Below are 21,608 nucleotides of genomic sequence, written 5' to 3' on the forward strand. Positions count from 1 at the left end.
CATGATCATCGACAACATCATCGGCAATATGGAAACGCTGGCGGTAAGCCACTTGCAGACCGACCTGCTGCAATTGGAGTGGTACGAAACCACGAAGCGCATACAGCGCAAGCATACGCAGCAGGGCATGGAGATCGCGGTGCGTTTCCTGAAAGAGGGGCAGCGTTTGCGCCAGGGCGATATCCTGTATATGGATGCGCAGAAGGCGGTGGTAGTGGATATTCTGCCGAGCGATGCCATCGTGGTGTCACCGCGCTCGCTGTTGGAAATGGGGAGTGTGTGTTACGAGATCGGCAACAAGCACCTGCCTGTGTTCATCCAGGACAACCAGGTGCTGCTGCCCTATGAAGAGCCGATCTTCCGCTGGCTGGTGGCCAGTGGCTACGTTACCGAAAAGCAGCATACCCGTCTCACGAACCTGCTCAATGCCAATGTGCAGCCGCACAGTCATGGCGGCGGCAGTTCCTTGTTTTCAAAGATCATCGGGATGGCATCCAAATAAAAACTGTATATGAATTACCTCGGAAGTCTGCTACACCTCAGCGATCCTACTTTGCCTATCGGGGCTTACACCCATTCCAACGGGCTGGAAACTTATGTGCAGCAGGGGATCGTGCACGATGCCGCTACGGCGGCGGATTACGTGCGGCAGATGCTTAGCGCCAATCTGCATTATAACGATGCCGCCTTTGTATGCCTCGCCTACAAAGCCGCTGCTGCACAGGATTTGCCGGCTTTGCTGCTGCTGGATGAAGAGGTGAGCGCCCTGAAGCTGCCGCTGGAAATACGACAGGCCAGCCAGAAACTGGGACAACGCCTCATTAAAATATTCCGGCGACAGCAACCGTTTGCGCTGGCGCAATCGTTTGAAGCCGCCGTGCAGGCCAGGAAAGCGGCGGGACATTATTGTATTGCCTATGGCGTATATGCGTGCCTGTTAGATATCCCGCTGGAGGAGGCATTATATGCTTTCTATTACAATGCCGCCGCGGGTATGGTCACCAATGCCGTGAAGCTGGTGCCACTGGGGCAGCTCGACGGGCAGGACATCCTGTTCCACATGCAGGCGGTGATCAAAGCGCTGATCGCACCAACGATTGCGCTGGACCGCGATCTGGCAGGCGTTTGCAATATCGGCTTCGATATCCGCTGCATGCAGCATGAACGGCTCTATTCCCGTTTGTATATGTCTTAAAAAAAATAAAACGTAAAAAATGAGCGACAGAAAATATGTGAAGATAGGCGTGGCCGGGCCCGTAGGTTCCGGTAAAACCGCGCTGATAGAGCGTTTGTCAAGGCAGCTGATGCAATCTTATAGCATCGGCGTGATCACAAATGATATCTATACCAAAGAAGACGCGGAATTTCTGACGAAGAACAGCCTTTTACCGAAGGAGCGCATCATCGGCGTAGAAACCGGCGGATGCCCCCATACCGCCATCCGCGAGGATGCCAGCATGAACCTGGAAGCCGTGGATGAAATGGCAGCGCGCTTCCCCGATATCGAGCTGATACTCATCGAGAGCGGCGGCGATAACCTCAGCGCTACTTTCAGCCCTGATCTTGCGGATGTAACCATCTTCGTCATTGATGTGGCGGAAGGCGACAAGATACCGCGCAAAGGCGGCCCGGGCATCACCCGTTCCGATCTGCTCGTGATCAACAAAATTGATCTGGCGCCCTATGTACATGCCGACCTGGGCGTGATGGAGCGCGATGCCCGCAAAATGAGGACCGGCAAGCCTTTCGTGTTTACCAACCTCATGTCGTTGCAGGGCCTCGACACCGTGATCGGATGGATCAAAAAATACGCCTTGCTGGAAGATGCAGCAGAGCCGGCACTTGTACGATAAAACAGCAACAGATGATTAACAGGCTAACCATCAACAGCGGATTTAAAAATGGCAGGTCGTACCTGAAAGATACTTTTTTCACCCGGCCTTTCCGGGTGGCGAACATCAGTGAACACCGCCGTGATCCTGCTTTGTACCTGATGGTGATGAGCTCTTCGCCGGGCATATTGGATGGCGATCATTATGATATTGAGATCACCGTGGAAACACATAGCCGTTTGCTGTTGCAATCGCAATCGTACCAGCGGCTCTTCAATATGCAGCGCGGCGCGCAGCAGGAGCAGCGCATCACTTTGCAGGAAGGCAGCGTTTTCAGCTATGTGCAGCACCCCGTGGTGCCGCATGAAAATGCCATCTTCAAAGGGCGCAATGTGATACGGCTGGCGGATCATTGCCGGCTTACCTTCGGCGAAATACTTACCTGTGGCCGCAAGCATTCGGGCGAAGTTTTCCGCTACCGGCAGTTCCACAACATTACCACGGTGTATCATCATGATCAGCTGCTGATAAAAGACAACCTGCTGTTGCAGCCGCAATTATTACCCATGGCGGCGATCGGGCAGATGGAGGGCTACACGCACCAGGCTACCTTGTTGCATGTAGACACCGGCGAAGGTGTGTCGGAGCAGATGGCAGACGAGCTGCATGCGTTGCTGGAAAACGAAAAGGATATTGCCCTGGGCATCTCCCGGCCTCATGCCTCTTCGCTGGTGATCCGCATCCTGGGCCATGGCGGCGAGCAGCTGTTCCGCTGCCTGCAACAGGTGGAAAAATATTGCTGGCAACAGCCTCACGTAAAACAAGCGGCGATATGAATATAGGATTGACCACTTTGGTATTGTCGGCCATAACGATTGCTTGCCTGCATACCGCTACAGGCCCGGATCATTACCTGCCGTTCATTGTGTTGTCGAGATCGAAGAAATGGTCGATGCCCAAAACCATCCTATGGACGGTGATCTGCGGCCTGGGGCATATCTTCAGCTCTGTATTGATAGGGCTGTTGGGCGTGCTGCTGGGATGGCAGCTGTCGAGGCTCACCTGGTTCCAGGATGTGCGGGGTAATTTATCCGGCTGGTGCCTGCTGGCATTTGGCGTGGTTTACTTGCTCTGGGGGCTGCGCCAGGCCTGGCTTAACAAGGCGCACAAACATTTCGATGTATATGATGGCGGCGATATCTATGTATATGAACACCGTCATGGCGATATTGTTTACCCGCAGAACCGGGTGAAAGTAACACCCTGGATACTGTTTGCCATCTTCGTGATGGGGCCCAGCGAGCCGCTGGTGCCGCTCTTATTCTACTCTGGCGCGCATCGCTCTTCCCTGGAAGTGATCGTATTGATCAGTGTATTTGCAGTAGTAACGGTGCTCACCATGCTCACGATGGTGTTGATCGGCTGCTACGGTTATTCTTTCATTAAAACCGACAAGCTGGAACGCTACGTACACGCCATTGGCGGCGCCGTTGTGACGATGTGCGGTATCGGTATGGTTTTCCTTGGATGGTAAAACCACGTTAAACATATGACTGAAAGGAAATCATTCCCCGGCGCCCGTGACAGAGCAGTGTTTCACGCCAGGGATGCCTTTTTATCTGAAAGTAGGAGTGGCGGCTAGATTTAGCGAATCTGTTTCTCGCAAAGACGCAAAGCAGCAAAGGATCGAAGCGGATTTTAAGGTCGCAGAGGAAGAAGGCCCATAATCTATTATATCGTCTTCTCTCTCCGCGACCTTAAAATCCGCTTCGATCCTTTGCTGCTTTGCGTCTTTGCGAGAAAAATCCGCTTACCCATGACATGGTGATCGTTGAAGGCCTGAAACCATTGCAGGGCAATATTTTCCAATGATGACATAAGCAGTGTATGAAGGGCCAAAATTAAAGAAAAGGGTGTTAATTCATTATTATGTACTTTTGCGCCCTTTGAAATATCAATAATGAAACGTGCTCACTTGCTTTTCCTGCTGCTATTGGCCGCAGGTAGCGCCGCAGCCCAGCAGGCGCCGGATACCGCCGCATACCTGCATCACCTGGATGAAGTGATCGTTCAGGAGAACAGGCTGGCCGCCCCTTTGAAACAATCGAACCGTAATATCACCATCATCAGTCGTCGCCAGATCGATGCGATGGCCGCCACCTCCATCAATGAAGTGCTTGGCTTTGTACCCGGCCTCGATGTGCGCCAGCGCGGCCCCGGCGGCATCCAGGCGGATATAGGCATTGATGGCGGCACCTTCGACCAGACACTTGTGCTGCTCAACGGTATCAAGATCACCGATCCGCAAACGGGCCATAATATCATGAACCTGCCCATCTCGCTCAACGATGTAGACCACATCGAAGTATTGCGTGGCGCGGCCGCCCGCGTATACGGCATCAATGCGCTGAATGGTGCAATTAATATCATCACCCGTAAGCCCGCAGCAACTGGCGGCGCCGTAAATGTCAATGGCGGCAGCAGCTTTCACCGCAATGAAAAAGACCAGCTGTACAACAGCTACGGCCTTGGCGGCAATGCCGCGCTGGTCAATGGTGCGAATACACATTCCCTTTCCGCCGGCATCGACGCGGGTAATGGATACCGTTACAACACTGCTTTCCAGAACTTCAAAGCCTTTTACCAGGGCGGGTTTCAGGCCGATAGCGCCCATCGCTTCGATGTGCTGGCCGGTTATGTAGATAATCAATACGGCGCGAATGCCTTTTATGCTGCACCTGGCGACAAGGAAGCCAAGGAATACGTGAAAACCGCGCTGGCGGCGGTAAGCAATACTTCGCAGCTCAACCGCAACTGGGTGATGACGCCGCGCATAAGTTACCGCTTCACAGAAGATGACTACCGTTACATTAAACAGACGCCGGATAAATTCAGGAACCTGCATAATAACCATATCCTCGATGCGGAGCTGAACAACAGCATCAGCACCAGTATCGGTTATTTTGGAGCTGGCGTGGAAGCGCGTTATGAGCATATCAACAGCTCTAACCTCGGCAACCATGAACGTACCAACCTGGGCGTGTATGGTGAATATAAAACGAAAGGCGACCGCCGGCTCAACTTCTCACTGGGCGGGTATCTCAACTATAATTCCGCCTATGGCTGGCAGTTCTTTCCCGGCGCAGATGTTGGCTTTCATCTCACCGATGAAATAAAAATATATGCCAATGCCGGAACGGCGCAACGTCTGCCCACTTACACCGATCTGTATTACAAGAGCCCTTCCATTATCGGGAACGACAAGCTGGGCGCGGAAAAGGCGTTCTATGCGGAAGCCGGTGTGCGTAAGTTCAGCGGGCATTTCTCTTTTACCGCAAGTGCTTTCTACCGTCAGATATCAGACTTTATTGATTACGTGAAAGACAGTTTGCCCCAGCCCTGGCAGCCGCAGAACTTCCAGCGGGCTGATACCAAAGGCTATACCCTCGGAACTGGCTACAGTACTCAATTGCGCGAGCATGGCGTCTTCAACAGTGTAGGCGTTAACGTTGGATATAACTATCTCTCGCCATCATTTAAGGGAGATGATACGCATAACAAGATCTCGCGTTATGTGATCGAGAGTTTGCGCCACCAGCTCACGCTGAATGCGCGCACGGAGCTGTTGCAGCACCTGAGCGTGTCAGCGTCTGCACGTTATAATATGCGTATCAATTACAAGGATTATACAGTGGTAGATGCCCGTATTGCTTACCATCAGCCACGGTTCAAGATATATATAGATGCCAACAACCTGCTCGACGTAAGCTATATAGAAGCAGGCGCAGTGCCGATGCCCGGCCGCTGGATGACGCTGGGAGCGAACATCCGGATATAATGATTTACGGATTTATGAATTTAGGGATTTAGATAAATCCCTAAATTCATAAATCCGTAAATTATTTAGCGGTAGCTACCAGTTCCACATTCAGATCAAACATATCATCGATGGCTTTATCGCCGATGCTGGCGAAGAAGCTCTTGGAGCCATACTTGATGTTATATTTGGTGCGGTCTACTTTGATATCGGCTTTTGCATTCAGCTTGTTGCCGCTAACGGTGATGGTAGCCGGGAAAGTGATCGGGTTGGTAGTGCCTTTGATGGTGAGGTTGCCGCTTACTTCGTAGTTGGCGCCACCTTTAGGCGTTACTTTGGTGATCACGAAATCTGCTTTCGGGAATTTCTCTGTAGAGAAGAAATCTTCGCTTTTCAGGTGACCTACCAGTTTACCGTTGCTGTCGGCATCGGTGATGTCGGTTACCTTGATACTGCGGGTATCCAGGGAGAAGCTGCCACCTTTGAGGGAGTTGCCATCCAGATCCAGTTTACCATCTGCTACATTGATGGTGCCGCTGTGCTGACCAGTCAGTTTTTTACCTGTCCAGCTCAATTTACTTTGTTGTACATCTACCTGGTAAGTAGTTGTTTTGGCTACAGTGGTAGTAGTTTTTGTTGCCTTGGCCTTGTTTCCTTTTTTGTCAGTGGCTGGCGCGATGAAAGACATCAGCACTACAGCACCACCGATAAAAACTAAAGATGCTAAACGTTGCATAGTAATGTGTGTTGAAAATTTTGGTAAATGTAAGGGATTTATATGTTATACCATTAATTGTCTGAACCAGGATTAAACGGATTAATAAGATTTCCCTGATTTAAGCCACGAGATCAAAGCGAAGATCAATGGTAGCGGATTTAAGCGAAGAAGCCCTTGAAGCGCTCAAAGCGCTTCAAGGGCTGGAACCTCGTTGATCTTCGCGTTAAATCAGGAGAATCTTATAAATCTGTTTAATCCTGGTTCAGACGTTGTATTTTTGCGGTTTAAATCACCTGGTTTGAGTAATTCTGTTTTTCTTATAACGCCGCCGTTTACACAGCTGAATACGCCTTATCCGGCCACCGCGTACCTGAAAGGATTCCTGAATACAAAAGGGATCAGCTCTTTTCAGGCCGACCTGGGCATTGAGGTGACTTTGGCGCTGTTCTCAAAGCAGGGACTACAGCAGCTTTTCGAATATATTCATGCAAATATGCCGGCAACGGTGTCGGAGAATGCCGCACGTATGCTGGCTTTGCAGGACGACTACCTGCATACCATCGATGCCGCGGTGGCCTTTTTACAAGGCAAAAACCCTACGCTGGCACACCTGATCGGCAAACGTGATTTCCTGCCGGAAGCCAGTCGCTTCGCCCAGCTCGACGACCTCCACTGGGCTTTCGGCTCCATGGGCAACCAGGACAAAGCCAAACACCTGGCCACCATGTACCTGGAAGACCTCTCGGACCTCATCATGGAATGCGTAGATCCGCACTTCGGCTTCAGCAGGTATGCCGAACGACTGAGCCGCTCCGCCAACACCTTCGATGAACTGTACGAAGCGCTGCAACAACCCTACACTTATATCGATAAAATATTGCTGGATATACTGGCGGTCCGCATGGAAACCGTACAACCAGCTATGGTAGCCATTTCTGTGCCTTTCCCCGGTAACCTGTACGCCGCCTTCCGCTGCGGACAATGGGTGAAACAACATTATCCTGCCGTGAAAATAGCCATGGGCGGCGGTTTCCCGAATACGGAACTCCGCTCCATCTCCGATGCGCGCGTATTCCAGTTCATCGACTTCATCACACTCGACGACGGAGAAGCGCCCGTAGAGCACCTCTGGGAGCATATCCAGGGAAAGAGGCCCATAACAGAACTGAAACGCACCTTCGCCCTCATCGATGATAAAGTAACGTACCTCAATAACAGCAGCTGCCGCGATTATAAGCAGTCGGAGCTGGGAACGCCCGACTACAGCGACTTCCTGCTGGACCGTTACATCTCCGCCATCGAAGTGGTAAACCCCATGCACAGCCTTTGGAGCGATGGCCGCTGGAACAAGCTCACCATGGCGCACGGCTGCTATTGGGGCAAATGTACCTTCTGCGATATCTCCCTCGACTATATAAAAATTTATGAACCCATTGCTGCCGCCATGCTCTGCGACCGCATGGAGACCATCATTGCACAAACCGGCCAGAACGGATTCCATTTTGTAGACGAAGCCGCACCTCCTGCACTGATGCGGGCATTGGCATTGGAGATCATCCGCCGCAAACTTACCGTCAGCTGGTGGACCAACATCCGCTTTGAAAAAAGTTTTACCCGCGATCTATGCCTGCTGCTGAAAGCATCGGGATGCATCGCCGTTTCCGGCGGGCTGGAAGTAGCCTCTGATCGCCTGTTGGGGCTGATCAACAAAGGTATCACCGTAGCGCAGGTAGCACGTGTGAACAGGCATTTCACGGAAGCAGGCATCATGGTGCATGCCTATCTCATGTATGGCTTCCCTACACAAACAGCACAGGAAACCATCGACTCACTCGAAATGGTTCGTCAGATGTTCCAGGCAGGCATCCTGCAATCGGCCTTCTGGCATCAGTTTACCATGACGGCCCACAGCCCCGTAGGACTGGAACCCGCCAAATTCAAGGTCCAGAAAGAAACAGAAGAAACAGGCACCTTTGCCAACAATGATATCATGCATATCGATCCCACCGGCGCCGATCATGAAACCTTCAGCTATGGTTTGAAAAAATCTTTGCTCAACTACATGCACGGCGCCTGCTTCGATTATCCGCTCAGCAAGTGGTTCGAGTTTAAAGTGCCAAAAACTTCCGTAGCGCCGGACTACATCACCAAAGCGCTTCTCGAAGAGGAGCCCGGTACCGTGAAACCCACGTCCAAAGTGGTATTCCTCGGCAAGCAACCTGCAATGGAGGTAGTCACCAAATCGAAAAAAGGCAGTACCTGGGAAATGGCTTCCCTCACTTTCCAGGGTAAGAAAGAAGTTTTTAATATCAAGATCGACCCGCCGCAAGGCATCTGGATGATGCACATGCTGCAAGAGCTATCCGCCTCCAATAACAAAACCTACACCCTGCAAGAAGTAAAAGACAGCTACGAAGCTGCCGGCCTGGAAGACTTCGAACTGTTCTGGGATAACAAACCTGTGAACACATTGTACAAGCAGGGACTACTCAAATTATAGGATTTACGGATTTATTGATTTACGGATTTATTGATTTAATTGGAGCGGAGATGAACAATGTTATTATCTCCGCTTCATTAAATCAATAAATCCGGAAATCAATGTTATTATCTCCGCTTCAATTAAATCAATAAATCCGTAAATCAATAAATCCGAAAATCAATTAACAGGGTTCAATACGCGCCAACCTTCGGATGTTTGGCAGGTAAGGAGCTGCTGGCGCGACTTTCCGCCGTCGGGGTAGATGCAGACCTCTGTTACGAGGCAGGTATGTTCGTCGATTTGTTGTTTTTCAGGAAAGGAGCGGAGCAGGTGTTTGAAGGAAGGGTAGCCGTTGTCTTCGAAGCTTTTCTCGAAAGCTGCCTGCAGGGCTTCGGCAAGACCGTTGACCACTTCTTCTTCTGCCTGCATCTCCGGAAATTTATCTTTCAACATGCGCTGTGCCTCTGTGATGAAGTCTTTGCAGGCAATTGCTTTTTCCATGTTTTGCTCTTCCAGTGCATCTTCCAGGCAGAGGATGGCGCCTTCGGGCGTGGAGAAATCGTGTGGAAAATGATCGGCGCCTTCGTCGATAAAGAAATGTAATTGTTTAGCGAGCGATGCTTTCTCCGGTGTGCTCATGCCGTCCCAGATGGCGCGGGTGGTATATCCGCCGATGAGGCGGTTGTTCTCCACGATCATCCAATCGGCGATCAGCGTGGGGTCTACACCGATCTGTTGTCCTTGTTTAACGGTTTGTACATATTGCGGCGTGTTGCCAACGATGCCATAGAGGTTACCTTCATCATCGAAAGAGGGATCGTTGAGCCAGATATATTCTACGGTGTCGCCATCGGTGATCCTGATCTTTGCGGAGAAGTTGTTTTGTCCGGGTTGCGGGGTGGCCACACTTGCCTTGAAATACCAGAGCGTAGTGCCGGCTTTTTCGAATGCCCGGCGCATGCGTTCATTTTCATTGGCCACCTGTACAACGCCCGGTGGCTGGCCTTCCGGGGGAGGGTTACTGTTCTTTTTGCCGAACAGTCTGGAGAACAAGCTCATGGATTTTTTTCCTAAAATAACAATTTTCATACATAGTTTATAAGCCCGTTTTGTTCGTATAGGGGGCGCCGTTAGTCTGTAGTATAGCGGAATGATATCACATGAATGATTTTTACATCTGAGCATTCCGGTTTCACCGGTTGTTCACGTGCTTTTACCGGAAATTCCTGTCGCCTCACCTTTTTATGTTAGCGGGAAATGGAGGCGGACGCTTATTTTTGGTCCGCAATCATCCAAATCAAATCTGTTTTATGGACAATCAACTATCAGCCCCAATACTGGAAGTAGACAAGGTAAGTGTGTTCTACGGCAAGTTCCAGGCTGTGAAAGAAGTATCATTTGATGTGAGGGCGGGGGAGATCTTTGGTCTGCTCGGCCCTAACGGTGCAGGCAAGACCAGCACGCTCAGTGCGATCGAAGGTTTGTTGAAACCCGATTCCGGCGAAATCACGGTAGCCGGCTTTAATGCGCTGCGTCAGCCTATGCATGCCCGCGCCAATATGGGCGTGCAGTTGCAGGCGACGAGCTTTCAGCCGGAGCTTACCATTGGCGAGATACTGCAATTGTTTGCCGGCATCTACGGTGTGCGCCTTGGTAAAGAGGAGATACAGGAGAAGTTAAGGGAGATCGGTTTGCTCGACTCGGCCGACAAACGTTTCGGCCAGCTCTCCGGCGGCCAGCAACAGCGGGTATCGCTGCTCATCTCCACCATTCATGATCCTATGCTGGTACTGCTGGACGAGCCCACTACGGGCCTCGATCCGCAATCGCGGCGGCAGCTGTGGGAACGCATTGAAGCGATCCGCGCAAAAGATCACGGCGTGCTGCTGACCACCCACTCGATGGAAGAAGCAGAAGCGGTGTGCGATCGCATCGCTATCATTGATCATGGCCGCGTGATCGCGATAGATACGCCACAGGCGCTGATCGACGCGCATCGCAGCGATCCGGAAGTGATCAGCGTATCAAGGAAAGGAAAGATCACATTGGAAGATGTGTTCATTGGTTTGACCGGACGCACCGTGCGTTCATAATCCCCGCACTATGGAAACAAGAATACCTAAAACCAGCGAAGTGCTCAGTGCCTTGCTGAGAGCCGATTTCACCACCCAGTGGCGTAACCGCCGCTCTGTAAGGCTGGTGCTGCTGGTGCCAGTGATCATCCTCATATCCTGGCGCGGCGTGGTAGACAGGATCGGCCCTACTATCGTATTATCATCTATACTCACCATCGGCCTCACCAGTATCGGTTTGATGGGCTACTCCAGCTCCATTGCCCGCGACCGCGACAAAGGCGTATTCCAGCGTTTGCGCGTAGGGCCGGTATCTTCCTGGACGATCATGATCAGTCGTTTGACCGTTCAGATCGCGATGATACTGTTGATGACTATTATCGTATTTGTTGTTGGATATTTTGTAGACAAGATCGTCATCTCTGCTACCGGTTATATGGCCGCTACCCTGATGACGCTCCTTTGCGCTCCTGAAACACAAAATCAGTTGCCCAGATGGCGAAATTGGTAGACGCACTGTGTTCAGGTCGCAGCGCCTGCAAGGGTGTGCTGGTTCGAATCCAGTTCTGGGCACACAAGAGGCTTGTAAGTAATTGACTTACAAGCCTTTTTTCATTTAGTCAAGTGTCGTTTTTAACGGTTTTTACCGCTTTCTCCCACTATTCCCGACACAAATTTGACACACTAAATGACACACCAAATTCTTGTGCCAGTACCAGCACACTACCAGCACACCCCACCCATTCCAACAAATGGAAAGTGTCAGTTTTTCCTGCTTTATAGCTTAGCTGACGACACACGGCAAAATGGCACTATCCAAAATTGCCAGCTTGAAAAAAGATTTATTCGCTTTTCGCCTCTTTCTCTCGCATGTGTAAATGCGATACATGCCACAACTGGCACGGCATACAGATTGATCACTGTTTGTTTCACTCGTAAAAACGGTGCTGTATGAATATATTGGAGAGATTGAGTAAGAAAGGTGATAAGATTATGTAAGTACCCCATCTAGGTAACAGCGATTAATTGGAGTTTCTTGATTTTTGCAACTCCGTTTTCCATTCGCAAGGCGTCATGTTCTTCAAAGATTCGTGGGGTCTTCTCTGGTTATATTCTTCGATCCAGACATCGGTTAATTCCCTTACCTGGTACAAGTCCTCAAAGATATAAGCATCCAGGACGGCTTCTCTGTAAAGACGATTAAATCGTTCGATATAACCATTCTGCATTGGTCGGCCTGGTTGAATGTATTGTAGCCTGATATCATGCTGATGGCACCACTGTTCAAAGTACGCGGAAGTGAACTCCGGGCCATTATCAGTTCTTATCGCGGCTGGTTTCCCTCGGTATTCAATAATTTTTTCCAATACCCGCACAATTCGGCATGAGGATAGTGAAGTATCGATTTCTATACCCAATACCTCCCGGGAGCCATCATCTATCACGTTAAATGTCCTGAAGCGTTTGTTTCCGGTCAGGCTATCACTCATGAAATCCATACTCCAGATGACATTAACATTGGTTTGCCGCTGCAATGGTTGTTTGATACGAGCTGGCACTCTCCGTTTGAGCTTCTTCCTCTTATTCAGTTTAAGCAGCCTGTATACCCGATATACTCGTTTATGATTCCAGTGGTGGCCGGCACGCCTCAAATAGGCAAATAGCTTGCGAAAGCCGTAGGAAGTATGCTTAAAAGCAAGGTCCTGAAGGGCATCAATCAGTACCTGGTCATTTCTACGACTACGATAGTAAAACTTCGAACGGGGAAAGGAAACTATTCGACAGGCCCTGCTCACAGAAACACCCTGATCTGCGACCAGTTCTTCTGCTACTTGTCTTTTTGTGGAAGGGCCCAGCCTTTTTTTGTGAATAGATCCTTCAGTATCTGATTGTCAAGGGACAGGTCAGCATACATTCTTTTGAGCCTGGAATTTTCTTCCTCCAGGTCTTTGAGGCGCTTCACATCTGAAGCCTCCATGCCTCCATACTTGCTTTTCCAGTTATAGAAAGTGGCTTCAGAAATGCCGTGTTCACGACAAATGTCCTTTGTGGCAAGCCCGTTCTCCTGCTGCTTCAAAATAGACACAATCTGGGTTTCTGTGAATCTGGTCTTTTTCATGATGGTAGTTCAGTTTAAATTTAACCTTTTTTATCTAAGTTTAAACTGTTACCAGAATAGGGATACTTACAGATTACTTAAAGTTAAGATTTTATCGGATGGTAGCTCAACTAACATTTATTGCTGAGCTCTCAATCCTACCATCCTAACCTTTACACAGTTATCTAAACACTACCCTAAATTTATTTCATCCGTTTTTTCTGTAAACCCACAAAGCGGCTTCATTACCACCGTTTGCCGGAACAGCCAGCAACAACATTTTCTGAGCGGGAAGCCACAAGCTCGTCCGGGCTCCTTTTCTGGTTGGTATATGGTTTATAAGCTCATAATCCTCTTGCCTTTTCCTGAATACATCGATAAAGCCTTCACCTCCGGATACAAACAGCAGGTTGTTATCCGCATCATAAAACACATCATCTGTATCACCGACGCAATGAAAGGACTTTATTTCCTTGCCTGTTTCTGTATTGATTACCCGTATTGTTGCAGGATGGCGATATCCAATAAAAAGCCGGTTGTTGCTCTTGTCAAATGTCATTGGGAAATTGGAAGAGGCACCTGCATTGGTCCAGTTGGCAACTACCTTAGACTTGGATAAATCAACCACCTGGAGTTTACCAGCATCCGGAACATTCACGTATAGCCGTTTCTTTCCATTGTCAAGCTGGAAAGATTCCGGATGCCCATCCAAATGAATAGAAGCGTTTATCTTCATCTGGATGGGATCAATTACACTGATGGCACCGTCCCCATAACCTACGTAAACCATATTGGCACCTGGATCATAGCGGATATTATCCGCATCACTTTTTAACGGTAGCCGTTTGATTTCATTATAATTTGTAGCATCATAGAAAATACAACTACCATCCCCACCATTGGCAACTACCAATCTTTGAAGAGAGGGGATATATAATACACCCTGTGGTTCATGAAGACCGGTTATTGTATGGACCTGTTTCTTTGAGAGAATATCTATAACTTCAACCGTGTTATTGCCCAATGCACAGACAAAGACAAGGTGATGGGCCTCATCAAAAGCCATGTGATCAATGCTGCCTTTTACAGCAGATAACGGGATTTTATCTGAAAGGGTCAGTACTTCTTTTTCAAGGTGTGTAGTATCTACCGCCTCATGACAGCTGAACACAGGACAACTAGCCCCTGATATAATACACATCATTGTACTGATGGCAAAATTTCGTAAGTGCATATAACCTCATTTAAAAGTTACTTTTTCACTATCCAGAAACCATTGCTGCCCGGTTTCCTTTCGTCAGTTGCTTTTTTCAACAATGTATCCCCTACAGCTATATTACCGAATATTTCAACTCCGGCATCAACTGTCATGCCCTGGCGAACGTCTACCCATTCTGCTTTTCCATCCTTTACCCGGATAACAAATTTCTTTTCCTGTGTGGTAGCAACCGATGAGAAGGGAACGACGAAAGATGGTGTGTTTCTTTCGAGTGGGATTTTTACATAACAGAACACACCTGCTTTCAACCGGCGATCACTATTATCCACTTTAAACTCCCATAATTCAGTCCGGGTGGTAGGATCAATTGTTTCAGATTTGCGGGTAAGAACTGCTTTAAAACGTTCCGTGGGAAAGGCATCCACCCTGAAATCAATATTTTTAAGCCCACCAGCAGCAGCTACATATATTTCGGGAACGGCTGCACGTAAACGCAGCACCTTATTGTTCTGTACTGTCAACAGCATGGCGTTAGTGCCCACCAGTGCTCCGGGATCGGCTTTACGGGCAGTAACTACGCCATCAAACGGCGCGACAATATAAAGGTACCCCAATACCGCCTTATATGATTGTGCCTGCCGGGCAGCAGCAACGAAAGTCGCGCTATCGGCCTTCATTTGATTGAGGCTACGCTCCAGGTCTACAGGTGCAACGATGCCCGGTGTATTGGCCTGCGATGCGCGGTATAACCGCTCATAATTATCCTTGCTGGATGCCCATTTAGCCTTAGCTGCCTGTACTGACGCCTCTGATTCAGCTAACTTACTGTTTACCTCCGGAGCTTCAATCACTGCAAGCACCTGGCCTTTCTTCACACGGTCGCCCATATCCACCTTCATCTCTCTTACAAAGCCCTGGACTTTGGCAAACAGGTCGGCACTTTCGTATGGTACCAGTTCGGCAGTAAATTCAGCCGTTTTCTTTAGTGTATCCTGTTTCAGGATGAATACAGGGACAGTATCTTTAGCCGGTGTATCAGCGCCGGCATCCGGTGCCTGCGAATGACTACTACAGGCTGAAATGATAAACAGTAAAGAGATGGAAGCGATTATCCGCATATGATTGTTTGATATTTTATGATTGTTTGTCATAGTGAGTGCTTTTTTCATCATCAGGATCAAGAGAAACATATTTGTATGGCCTTCTTCCAATCAACCATTGGTAAATATGCGGGAGAAAGAATAATACACTGACAGCAGAGAACAACAGACCTCCGATTACCGCAATACCAAGTGGTGCGGTCTGGTCGCCACCTTCCGATAGTCCTAACGCCATAGGAATCATACCCGCAATCATCGCGGCGCTGGTCATCAGGATAGGTCGGAGACGATTTTCAGCTGCATGTAATTGCGGTTTATCCTGACCATCTTTCCGGTAGTGTTCTGCATTGGTAATGAAGAGCACTGCATTGGCAATAGCTACACCCACCGCCATAATAGCACCCATGTATGATTGAATGTTTAATGAGTTACCTGTCACGTATAAAAAGAGTAGTGAACCTGAAACTACTGCCGGTATGATAGATAAGGTCGTGAAGGCCACCCTGAATGATTGAAAGTACACCGCCATCACAAGGAAGATCACCACAACAGCGATCAACAGGCCAAACTGTAAACTGGTAAGCGTTTCCTGTAATAAGGTAGGTTGCCCACGCAATATGATTTTAGCGCCATTGGGGAGTTGTCCCATACTGGTTATCGCATGTCTTACTTTTTTGAACACCGTTCCCAGATCCTGCTTTTGAACGTTAGCGGTGATGGTAATATACCGCTGCTGATTCAGCCTGTCAAACTCACCGGGAACTGATACTCGCTTCCAGCTGGCTACCTCGCTAAGGTAATGTGTGTTACTATTACCTCCGGAAATCGGTATTGCTTCCAGCTGGCTGGTGCTATTCATTTTAAACTCAGGATACTGAACTTGTACCTGATAAGCTGTACCTGTGGCCTTATCGAGCCAGTAGTTTGGTGTAGTAAACCGGCTGGATGAAGTGGCGGCGACTGTAGACCTGGTGACTTGTTCACTGGTAAGTCCCAACTGACCTGCTTTTACACGGTCCAGCTCCAACCGGATAGCTGGATAATCCAGCGGAGTGGCCATTTGAAGATCACGTAGGGATGAAATAGCAGACAACTTTTGGATTAATTGTTCTGCTGTCTTTTTACCTTCCGCCAAGTTTTTGTTGACCACGGCTATTTCTATCGGGTTACTACTACCGAGGTTCAATACCTGCTCTACGATGTCGCCTGGCTCAAATGACAATTTCGCACTGGGGATAGCGGCAACAGTTGCGGCCCTCAATTTTTCCCGGAAAGTGGCGATGGGCATAACACCCCATTTCAGCTTTATCTTTACTACAGATTCATGCGGGCCGCTTGTCCACAGGTGAATATAGTTTACCGGATAACTGGAGGGCTGTGTACCTACGAATGCAGAAGTAATTTCCACGTTCTGTTTCCCTACAATACTGTCTGTAAGCGACAACAGTTTCCGGGTGGCATCTTCTGTTCTTTCAAAGCGGGTGCCGACCGGTAAACGTAGGCGTACCTGCGCTTGTCCACTGTCGGTTTGTGGAAACAATTCGGTACCTGTGGATATAAAAAGCAGTACCACCAATCCTGCGGATACGAGCAGGAATAACACCGTGTCCAATCTGAAACTGGACTGGCGGCGTTCTCCGGCTGAAACATAACGTTGTTTTATCTTATCGAAAAATCCGCGTTCCTTCCTTTCTTGCTCCTGTAAAGATTCTTTGAATAACCAGTTAGAAACCACGGGTACAAATGTCTGTGATAAAATGAAGGATGCGATCATTGCAAAACCTACTGCCAGTGATAATGGCATGAACATCGCTTTGGGTATACCATTCATAAACATGGCCGGTACAAACACTGCCAGAATACTCAGCAGGATCAATAATTTAGGGCCTGCTATTTCCATACTGGCATCTGCAATCGCACGGGCTTTAATTTTCCCCAATTCCATGTGCCGGTGAATATTCTCTATTGTAACTGTGGCCTCATCTACCAATATACCAACAGATAAGGCGAGGCCGCCCAATGTCATAATGTTGATGGTTTGACCGGTCAGATATAATAGAATCGCCGATGAAAGCAATGCAAGCGGGATGGTCATGATCACAATCAGCGCACTGCGCCTGTCGCCAAGAAAGAGCAGTACCATCAGACCAGTGAGGATTGCGCCAAGGCCACCTTCAAACAACAGGCTTTTCAATGAATTAATTACGTAACCGGATTGGTCGAAGGCATAAGTGACTTTTATATCGGAAGGTATTGCTGCCTGCATGTCCGGTAATGCGGCCTTGACGCGCTGCACTACTTCCCAGGTGGAAGCGTCAGCTCTCTTTGTAACTGGGATATACACCGAACGTTTCCCATTAACCAGCGCGTAACTGGTAGTCACATCGGCGCCGAGACTTACGTTGGCAATATCCTTTACATATACCGTCGGACCAGCACCCAGTTGCAGGGGGGTATTCTGGAGATCCTGCATTGATTCAATGACGCTATTCTGGGGGGTAATGTAAGTGGAATCCCCCATACGTACATTACCAGCGGGAGATATTGAGTTTGATTTTGCTATGGCTTGCACTATCTGATCAGGTGCCAGATTGTAACTGCGTAATTTATCCGGGTCCACGGTAATCAGCACGGTTTTCTGGTTGCCACCGAACGGTGGTGGTGCGGATACACCAGGTAGTGTAGCAAACATAGGACGTACCCGGAATAAGGCCAGATCAGATATTTCACTCAATGAGCGGCTATCTGAACTGAACACCAGCTGTCCCACAGGCACACTACCGGCATCAAAACGGGTAATGAAAGGGGGTACTGTACCGGGTGGCATAAATGCCCTCGCACGGTTGACATATCCCACCACTTCTGCCATTGCCTGGCTCATGTCAGTGCCTTCATTAAATTCAATTTTGATAATGGCAGCCCCTTGTATGTTCTTGGAGTCTACCGATTTAACACCGGTGATATACAGGAAATGATATTCGTAGTAAGAAGTAACAAAACCTTCCATTTGTTCTGGTGACAGACCTCCATAAGGCTGCGCCACATAAACTACCGGTAAACCCAGGCGTGGGAAAATATCCACCTTTGCCTGCCGGATGGAGAGATAAGAGAAAAATACGATGGCAAAAACAGCTACCAGAATGGTAACAGGATGCCTTAATGCCGAACGGATTAGCTTCATGATGCTTGCTTATGTCGTTATTTCAGATTGTCTGTAAATGTTGTCAGCTGGCCGTTTGCCACGGCAATATCCAACAGGGACCGCCATGCTTGCAGATATGCTGCCGCTTCTCCCGTCTCCGCTTTCAGAAGATCGTATTGTCCCTGTATCAACCGGGTAAAGTCTACCAGTCCACTTGCATAACTCAGTTTTAAACCTTCAAAGGCATAACGGGCGGCCTGCGATTGAACAAGTGCCTGTTTAGTTATCAGCATATTCTGATCATAGCTGTACCGGGCTGTTTCCTTCTGTTTTTGCAGGTTTAAAGTCACCTGATCCAGCTGCGCTTCGTCGGCTTTAAGCAGGGCATTGTATTGTTTCTTTTTCAGGCGTACTTCTGAAAATTGCAGGATGGGGAAACTAATCTGCACACCAGCGCCATAGTTCCTACGTGAAAGAGACCAGCCATCTGCCTTATCCACAGAGCCATCTGCTTTAACGCCTGAGCCCCGCGCGTAAGCATTGGCCCACAAATCCAGCCTGGGCCGCCAGATGCGTTCGATTTCTTTCAGTGATGATTGTGTCACCTCTTTTTTCATCCGGTAGAATTGATAAACCGGGTTTCCGGATGGCCCGGCAGTGGTATCTGCCATCTGTGGTAACTGACTTAGTAGGGAAGTATCAGCCAGCCATATGTTTTCAGGCAGATCGGATAATCCAGTTAGCCGGGTGAGTTCTGATAGTTGCGCATAATATTGGCGCTGGGCAACCAACAAATCTGTTTTTGCCTGTGCTAATGCAGCCTGAAATTGGGTGGTATCTATTCCAGGGCGCAATCCTTCTCTGGTAAAGACCAGTGATTGTTGTAGTCCTGTATTAGTCCGGTCGATATTGGCCTGAAAAGTTTGAATGAGTTTTTGCAGATACACCGCATCCAGGTAGACTGATATGGCGGCATATTGCTGGCGAAATAGCGCGTCATTATATGTACTATTGGCCAGTTTATATTGAGCGGTGGCCTTTTCAATGGCGGCACTCCTTTGTCCAAAAGTAAGGGGATTCCATTTCACCATAGCACCAGCAGCAGTACCGGGCACCGGATCGTAAGTATTGCCGGCGGATGGCGGACCGCTGATCGGCAGGATCAATCCCGGATAGCTCATGCCGGTAATATTGTTGTAGGTGGCATATCCGGCCTGATAGCCGATATTTACATCCGGCACCATCGTATTCTTTGCGAGGTTTATGCCATACCTGCTGCTCTTTGCCTGTTCCTCATATGCCTTCATCTGTGGCTGTGAGGTTTGTACAAGCGTCAGCAGGTCTTTTATCCGGATTGTTTTCTGTTGTGCAAACACAGATAATGGGAATATGGCTGCACACCCAAAGATCAATATCTTCCTATAATAAGCATTCATTCATCAAATATTTATAACGAACTATATCCATTTTACAAAATTGTTCTTAGTAAAAGTCCTGCCGCTGCTGCCACTATAATGATGACAGGTTCAGGTACTTTTTTGAATCGCCACAGGATGAAAGCTGTCACTACAGCGATCCCGATAGTATAAATATCTATGAGTGACCGTCTCGCAAGAACAACTACGGCACCAGAAATAGCGCCTATAGCGGCTGCCGTAACTCCGTCCACGAAAGCCTTGATACCAGGGTTTTTGCCATACTTCCTGAAATACGGCGCTGGCAATACGGTGAACATATAACAGGGGAAAAAGGTGCCCAAAGCCGCTATGCAGGCTCCTGGAAGACCAGCTGTAAGGTATCCGATAAACCCAACAGTGATCACCACCGGGCCAGGTGTGATCATAGCTACCGCTACTGCATCCAGAAACTGCTGCTCATTCAGCCAGCCATATTCTTTGACTACGCCGCCATACAAAAATGGCACGATAGCCAACCCACTGCCGAACACAAATGCCCCGGCTTTGGTAAAATACAGGAGCATTTGCCAAAGTGTTTTTCCGGACGCTGCCGGGGTGATGTTCAACAATGCGGGCGGAATAAATAATTTGGTGACGGAGGTTCCTTTATGCAAAAAAGATAATTTGGTTGGTGGTGCTTTTAAAAGCCAGTAGAGTATTCCACCTCCGAGGAACACCCAGATACTTTCATTCTCCTGCCATATTGTGTATGCTGCTGTTACCAGGTAAATCGCAATCAGGGTTTTATCGTTGCCGACAGATTTACGGGTCAGCTTCCAGGCACTCACAGTAATAATACCTATAACTGCCGCACCCACGCCATAGAAAACCGCCTGCATCCAGGGAATGCCCTGCCAGCGAACATAGATAAACCCTAAACCCAACACCATAAGAAAAGAAGGAAGTACAAACGCAAGTCCTGCTAGTGTAGCCCCCAATAAGCGATAATGGACATACCCCATATAAATGCCTAATTGAGCGGCCAACGGTCCCGGGGCGAGCTGCGCCAGCGTCAGTCCTTCCTTGTAATCTTCTTCACTGATCCATTTTTTATCTTCAACAAGATCACGGTGCATATAGCCAGCCAGGGCCACAGGACCACCAAAGCCCCATGTACCCAGCTTTAAAAAATAAATGATAAGGTCGCGTAAGCTATACGGAACAGTTGTTTGGTTATTGTCCATTCTTGGATGAGGGTTGAGTCCAGGTGTGTTTTTCAGATTGGCGGTATTTAGCCCAACTGTAGAGGGCATCGTACATTTTCTTGCCAATTTCCAGCATCTGATAATCGTCTTCGTAGTTATACGACAAACCAGCGGAGATGGCCCAAAGCCCTGCTGCCTGTGGCACAAGATCAAATCGGTCAGTATCGGCTGCCCGAACTATAACAGCTAATTGCAGCAGGGCCGGATCATCCAGCTTATATTTTTTGATGAAGTAGTCAAATGAACAATATTCTCCCTCATGGGAATGCTCTACTCCTGGAATATCAAAAGGAATAGCGTCATACTCCTTTGCTTTTTGTATTACCTGATCCGTAGGTACATAAATAATCTCCGCATCCTGGTCAATAAAGCGGGATATCAACCACGGACAGGCAATACGGTCTATTTTAGGACGCTCGCGGGTAATCCATTTCATATAGTTTTGGATTTATACCTGCAAGTTCAC

Annotated in this window: 18 protein-coding genes and 1 tRNA gene; 10 read left to right on the forward strand and 9 right to left on the reverse strand. The window is 48.7% G+C overall.

What is annotated here, in order from left to right; translation table 11 throughout:
- Nucleotide 1: 1 nt before the first annotated feature.
- The 6 genes from ureE to FPG75_RS09700 all read left to right on the forward strand — a co-directional run bounded on the left by ureE (nucleotide 2) and on the right by FPG75_RS09700 (nucleotide 5,670).
- Nucleotides 2-502 carry an urease accessory protein UreE gene (gene ureE / locus FPG75_RS09675; protein ID WP_143306579.1) on the forward strand — a complete coding sequence of 167 codons (501 nt, stop codon included), beginning with the start codon at nucleotides 2-4 and terminating at the stop codon, nucleotides 500-502.
- Nucleotides 503-511: 9 nt separating this feature from the next.
- The gene (locus FPG75_RS09680; RefSeq protein ID WP_201747927.1) at nucleotides 512-1,195 is read left to right on the forward strand and encodes an urease accessory protein UreF; all 684 of its coding nucleotides are present in this window, start codon (nucleotides 512-514) and stop codon (nucleotides 1,193-1,195) included.
- Nucleotides 1,196-1,214: 19 nt separating this feature from the next.
- On the forward strand, nucleotides 1,215-1,853 hold the full coding sequence (gene ureG, locus FPG75_RS09685; protein WP_143306581.1) for an urease accessory protein UreG: 639 nt from the start codon (nucleotides 1,215-1,217) through the stop codon (nucleotides 1,851-1,853).
- Between the two features lie 11 nt (nucleotides 1,854-1,864).
- The gene (locus tag FPG75_RS09690) at nucleotides 1,865-2,668 is read left to right on the forward strand and encodes an urease accessory protein UreD (protein ID WP_161596740.1); all 804 of its coding nucleotides are present in this window, start codon (nucleotides 1,865-1,867) and stop codon (nucleotides 2,666-2,668) included.
- The gene (locus FPG75_RS09695; protein ID WP_143306583.1) at nucleotides 2,665-3,366 is read left to right on the forward strand and encodes a hypothetical protein; all 702 of its coding nucleotides are present in this window, start codon (nucleotides 2,665-2,667) and stop codon (nucleotides 3,364-3,366) included. Before FPG75_RS09690 ends, FPG75_RS09695 begins: the two co-directional genes overlap by 4 nt.
- A gap of 426 nt (nucleotides 3,367-3,792) precedes the next feature.
- Complete coding sequence (locus FPG75_RS09700; RefSeq protein ID WP_143306584.1) at nucleotides 3,793-5,670, forward strand: TonB-dependent receptor plug domain-containing protein; 1,878 nt, start codon at nucleotides 3,793-3,795, stop codon at nucleotides 5,668-5,670.
- Between the two features lie 61 nt (nucleotides 5,671-5,731).
- Here FPG75_RS09700 and FPG75_RS09705 read toward each other — a convergent pair whose 3' ends face one another.
- The gene (locus tag FPG75_RS09705; RefSeq protein ID WP_143306585.1) at nucleotides 5,732-6,385 is read right to left on the reverse strand and encodes a YceI family protein; all 654 of its coding nucleotides are present in this window, start codon (nucleotides 6,383-6,385) and stop codon (nucleotides 5,732-5,734) included.
- 280 nt (nucleotides 6,386-6,665) lie between these two features.
- On the opposite strand from FPG75_RS09705, the gene FPG75_RS09710 reads away from it, so the two are divergent.
- Nucleotides 6,666-8,867 carry a B12-binding domain-containing radical SAM protein gene (locus tag FPG75_RS09710; RefSeq protein WP_143306586.1) on the forward strand — a complete coding sequence of 734 codons (2,202 nt, stop codon included), beginning with the start codon at nucleotides 6,666-6,668 and terminating at the stop codon, nucleotides 8,865-8,867.
- A 159-nt stretch (nucleotides 8,868-9,026) separates the two neighbouring features.
- Here FPG75_RS09710 and FPG75_RS09715 read toward each other — a convergent pair whose 3' ends face one another.
- Nucleotides 9,027-9,908 carry a YegJ family protein gene (locus FPG75_RS09715; RefSeq protein ID WP_143306905.1) on the reverse strand — a complete coding sequence of 294 codons (882 nt, stop codon included), beginning with the start codon at nucleotides 9,906-9,908 and terminating at the stop codon, nucleotides 9,027-9,029.
- A gap of 251 nt (nucleotides 9,909-10,159) precedes the next feature.
- On the opposite strand from FPG75_RS09715, the gene FPG75_RS09720 reads away from it, so the two are divergent.
- From FPG75_RS09720 to FPG75_RS09730, 3 genes are all read left to right on the forward strand, one after another.
- Entirely contained in the window at nucleotides 10,160-10,942 is a 783-nt protein-coding gene (locus tag FPG75_RS09720; RefSeq protein WP_143306587.1) for an ABC transporter ATP-binding protein, read from the forward strand.
- Nucleotides 10,943-10,952: 10 nt separating this feature from the next.
- A complete protein-coding gene (locus FPG75_RS09725; RefSeq protein WP_143306588.1) occupies nucleotides 10,953-11,432 on the forward strand; it encodes an ABC transporter permease in 480 nt (159 codons plus the stop codon).
- Nucleotides 11,411-11,494 (forward strand) — tRNA-Leu (locus FPG75_RS09730). Before FPG75_RS09725 ends, FPG75_RS09730 begins: the two co-directional genes overlap by 22 nt.
- 449 nt (nucleotides 11,495-11,943) lie before the next feature.
- On the opposite strand, the gene FPG75_RS09735 is transcribed toward FPG75_RS09730, so the two are convergent.
- From FPG75_RS09735 to FPG75_RS09765, 7 genes are all read right to left on the reverse strand, one after another.
- Nucleotides 11,944-13,040, reverse strand: a protein-coding gene (locus tag FPG75_RS09735) for an IS3 family transposase (RefSeq protein ID WP_143305938.1) whose coding sequence is annotated in 2 segments (ribosomal slippage) — nucleotides 11,944-12,794 and nucleotides 12,794-13,040 — 1,098 coding nt in all. Because the reading frame shifts where the segments join, the coding sequence is not laid out codon by codon here.
- Nucleotides 13,041-13,227: 187 nt separating this feature from the next.
- Entirely contained in the window at nucleotides 13,228-14,253 is a 1,026-nt protein-coding gene (locus tag FPG75_RS09740) for a YncE family protein (RefSeq protein ID WP_143306589.1), read from the reverse strand.
- A 17-nt stretch (nucleotides 14,254-14,270) separates the two neighbouring features.
- The gene (locus tag FPG75_RS09745; RefSeq protein WP_161596741.1) at nucleotides 14,271-15,389 is read right to left on the reverse strand and encodes an efflux RND transporter periplasmic adaptor subunit; all 1,119 of its coding nucleotides are present in this window, start codon (nucleotides 15,387-15,389) and stop codon (nucleotides 14,271-14,273) included.
- A complete protein-coding gene (locus FPG75_RS09750; RefSeq protein WP_143306591.1) occupies nucleotides 15,373-18,519 on the reverse strand; it encodes an efflux RND transporter permease subunit in 3,147 nt (1,048 codons plus the stop codon). Before FPG75_RS09750 ends, FPG75_RS09745 begins: the two co-directional genes overlap by 17 nt.
- 17 nt (nucleotides 18,520-18,536) lie before the next feature.
- Complete coding sequence (locus FPG75_RS09755; protein ID WP_143306592.1) at nucleotides 18,537-19,916, reverse strand: TolC family protein; 1,380 nt, start codon at nucleotides 19,914-19,916, stop codon at nucleotides 18,537-18,539.
- Nucleotides 19,917-19,948: 32 nt separating this feature from the next.
- Nucleotides 19,949-21,121 carry a chromate transporter gene (locus tag FPG75_RS09760; RefSeq protein ID WP_143306593.1) on the reverse strand — a complete coding sequence of 391 codons (1,173 nt, stop codon included), beginning with the start codon at nucleotides 21,119-21,121 and terminating at the stop codon, nucleotides 19,949-19,951.
- Nucleotides 21,111-21,578, reverse strand: a complete 468-nt coding sequence (locus tag FPG75_RS09765) for a chromate resistance protein ChrB domain-containing protein (RefSeq protein ID WP_143306594.1) — start codon at nucleotides 21,576-21,578, stop codon at nucleotides 21,111-21,113. The genes FPG75_RS09760 and FPG75_RS09765 overlap by 11 nt, the downstream gene beginning before the upstream one ends.
- Nucleotides 21,579-21,608 lie beyond the last annotated feature (30 nt).

The organism is Chitinophaga vietnamensis, assembly GCF_902167635.1.
In the GTDB taxonomy this organism is placed as follows: Bacteria; Bacteroidota; Bacteroidia; order Chitinophagales; family Chitinophagaceae; genus Chitinophaga; species Chitinophaga vietnamensis.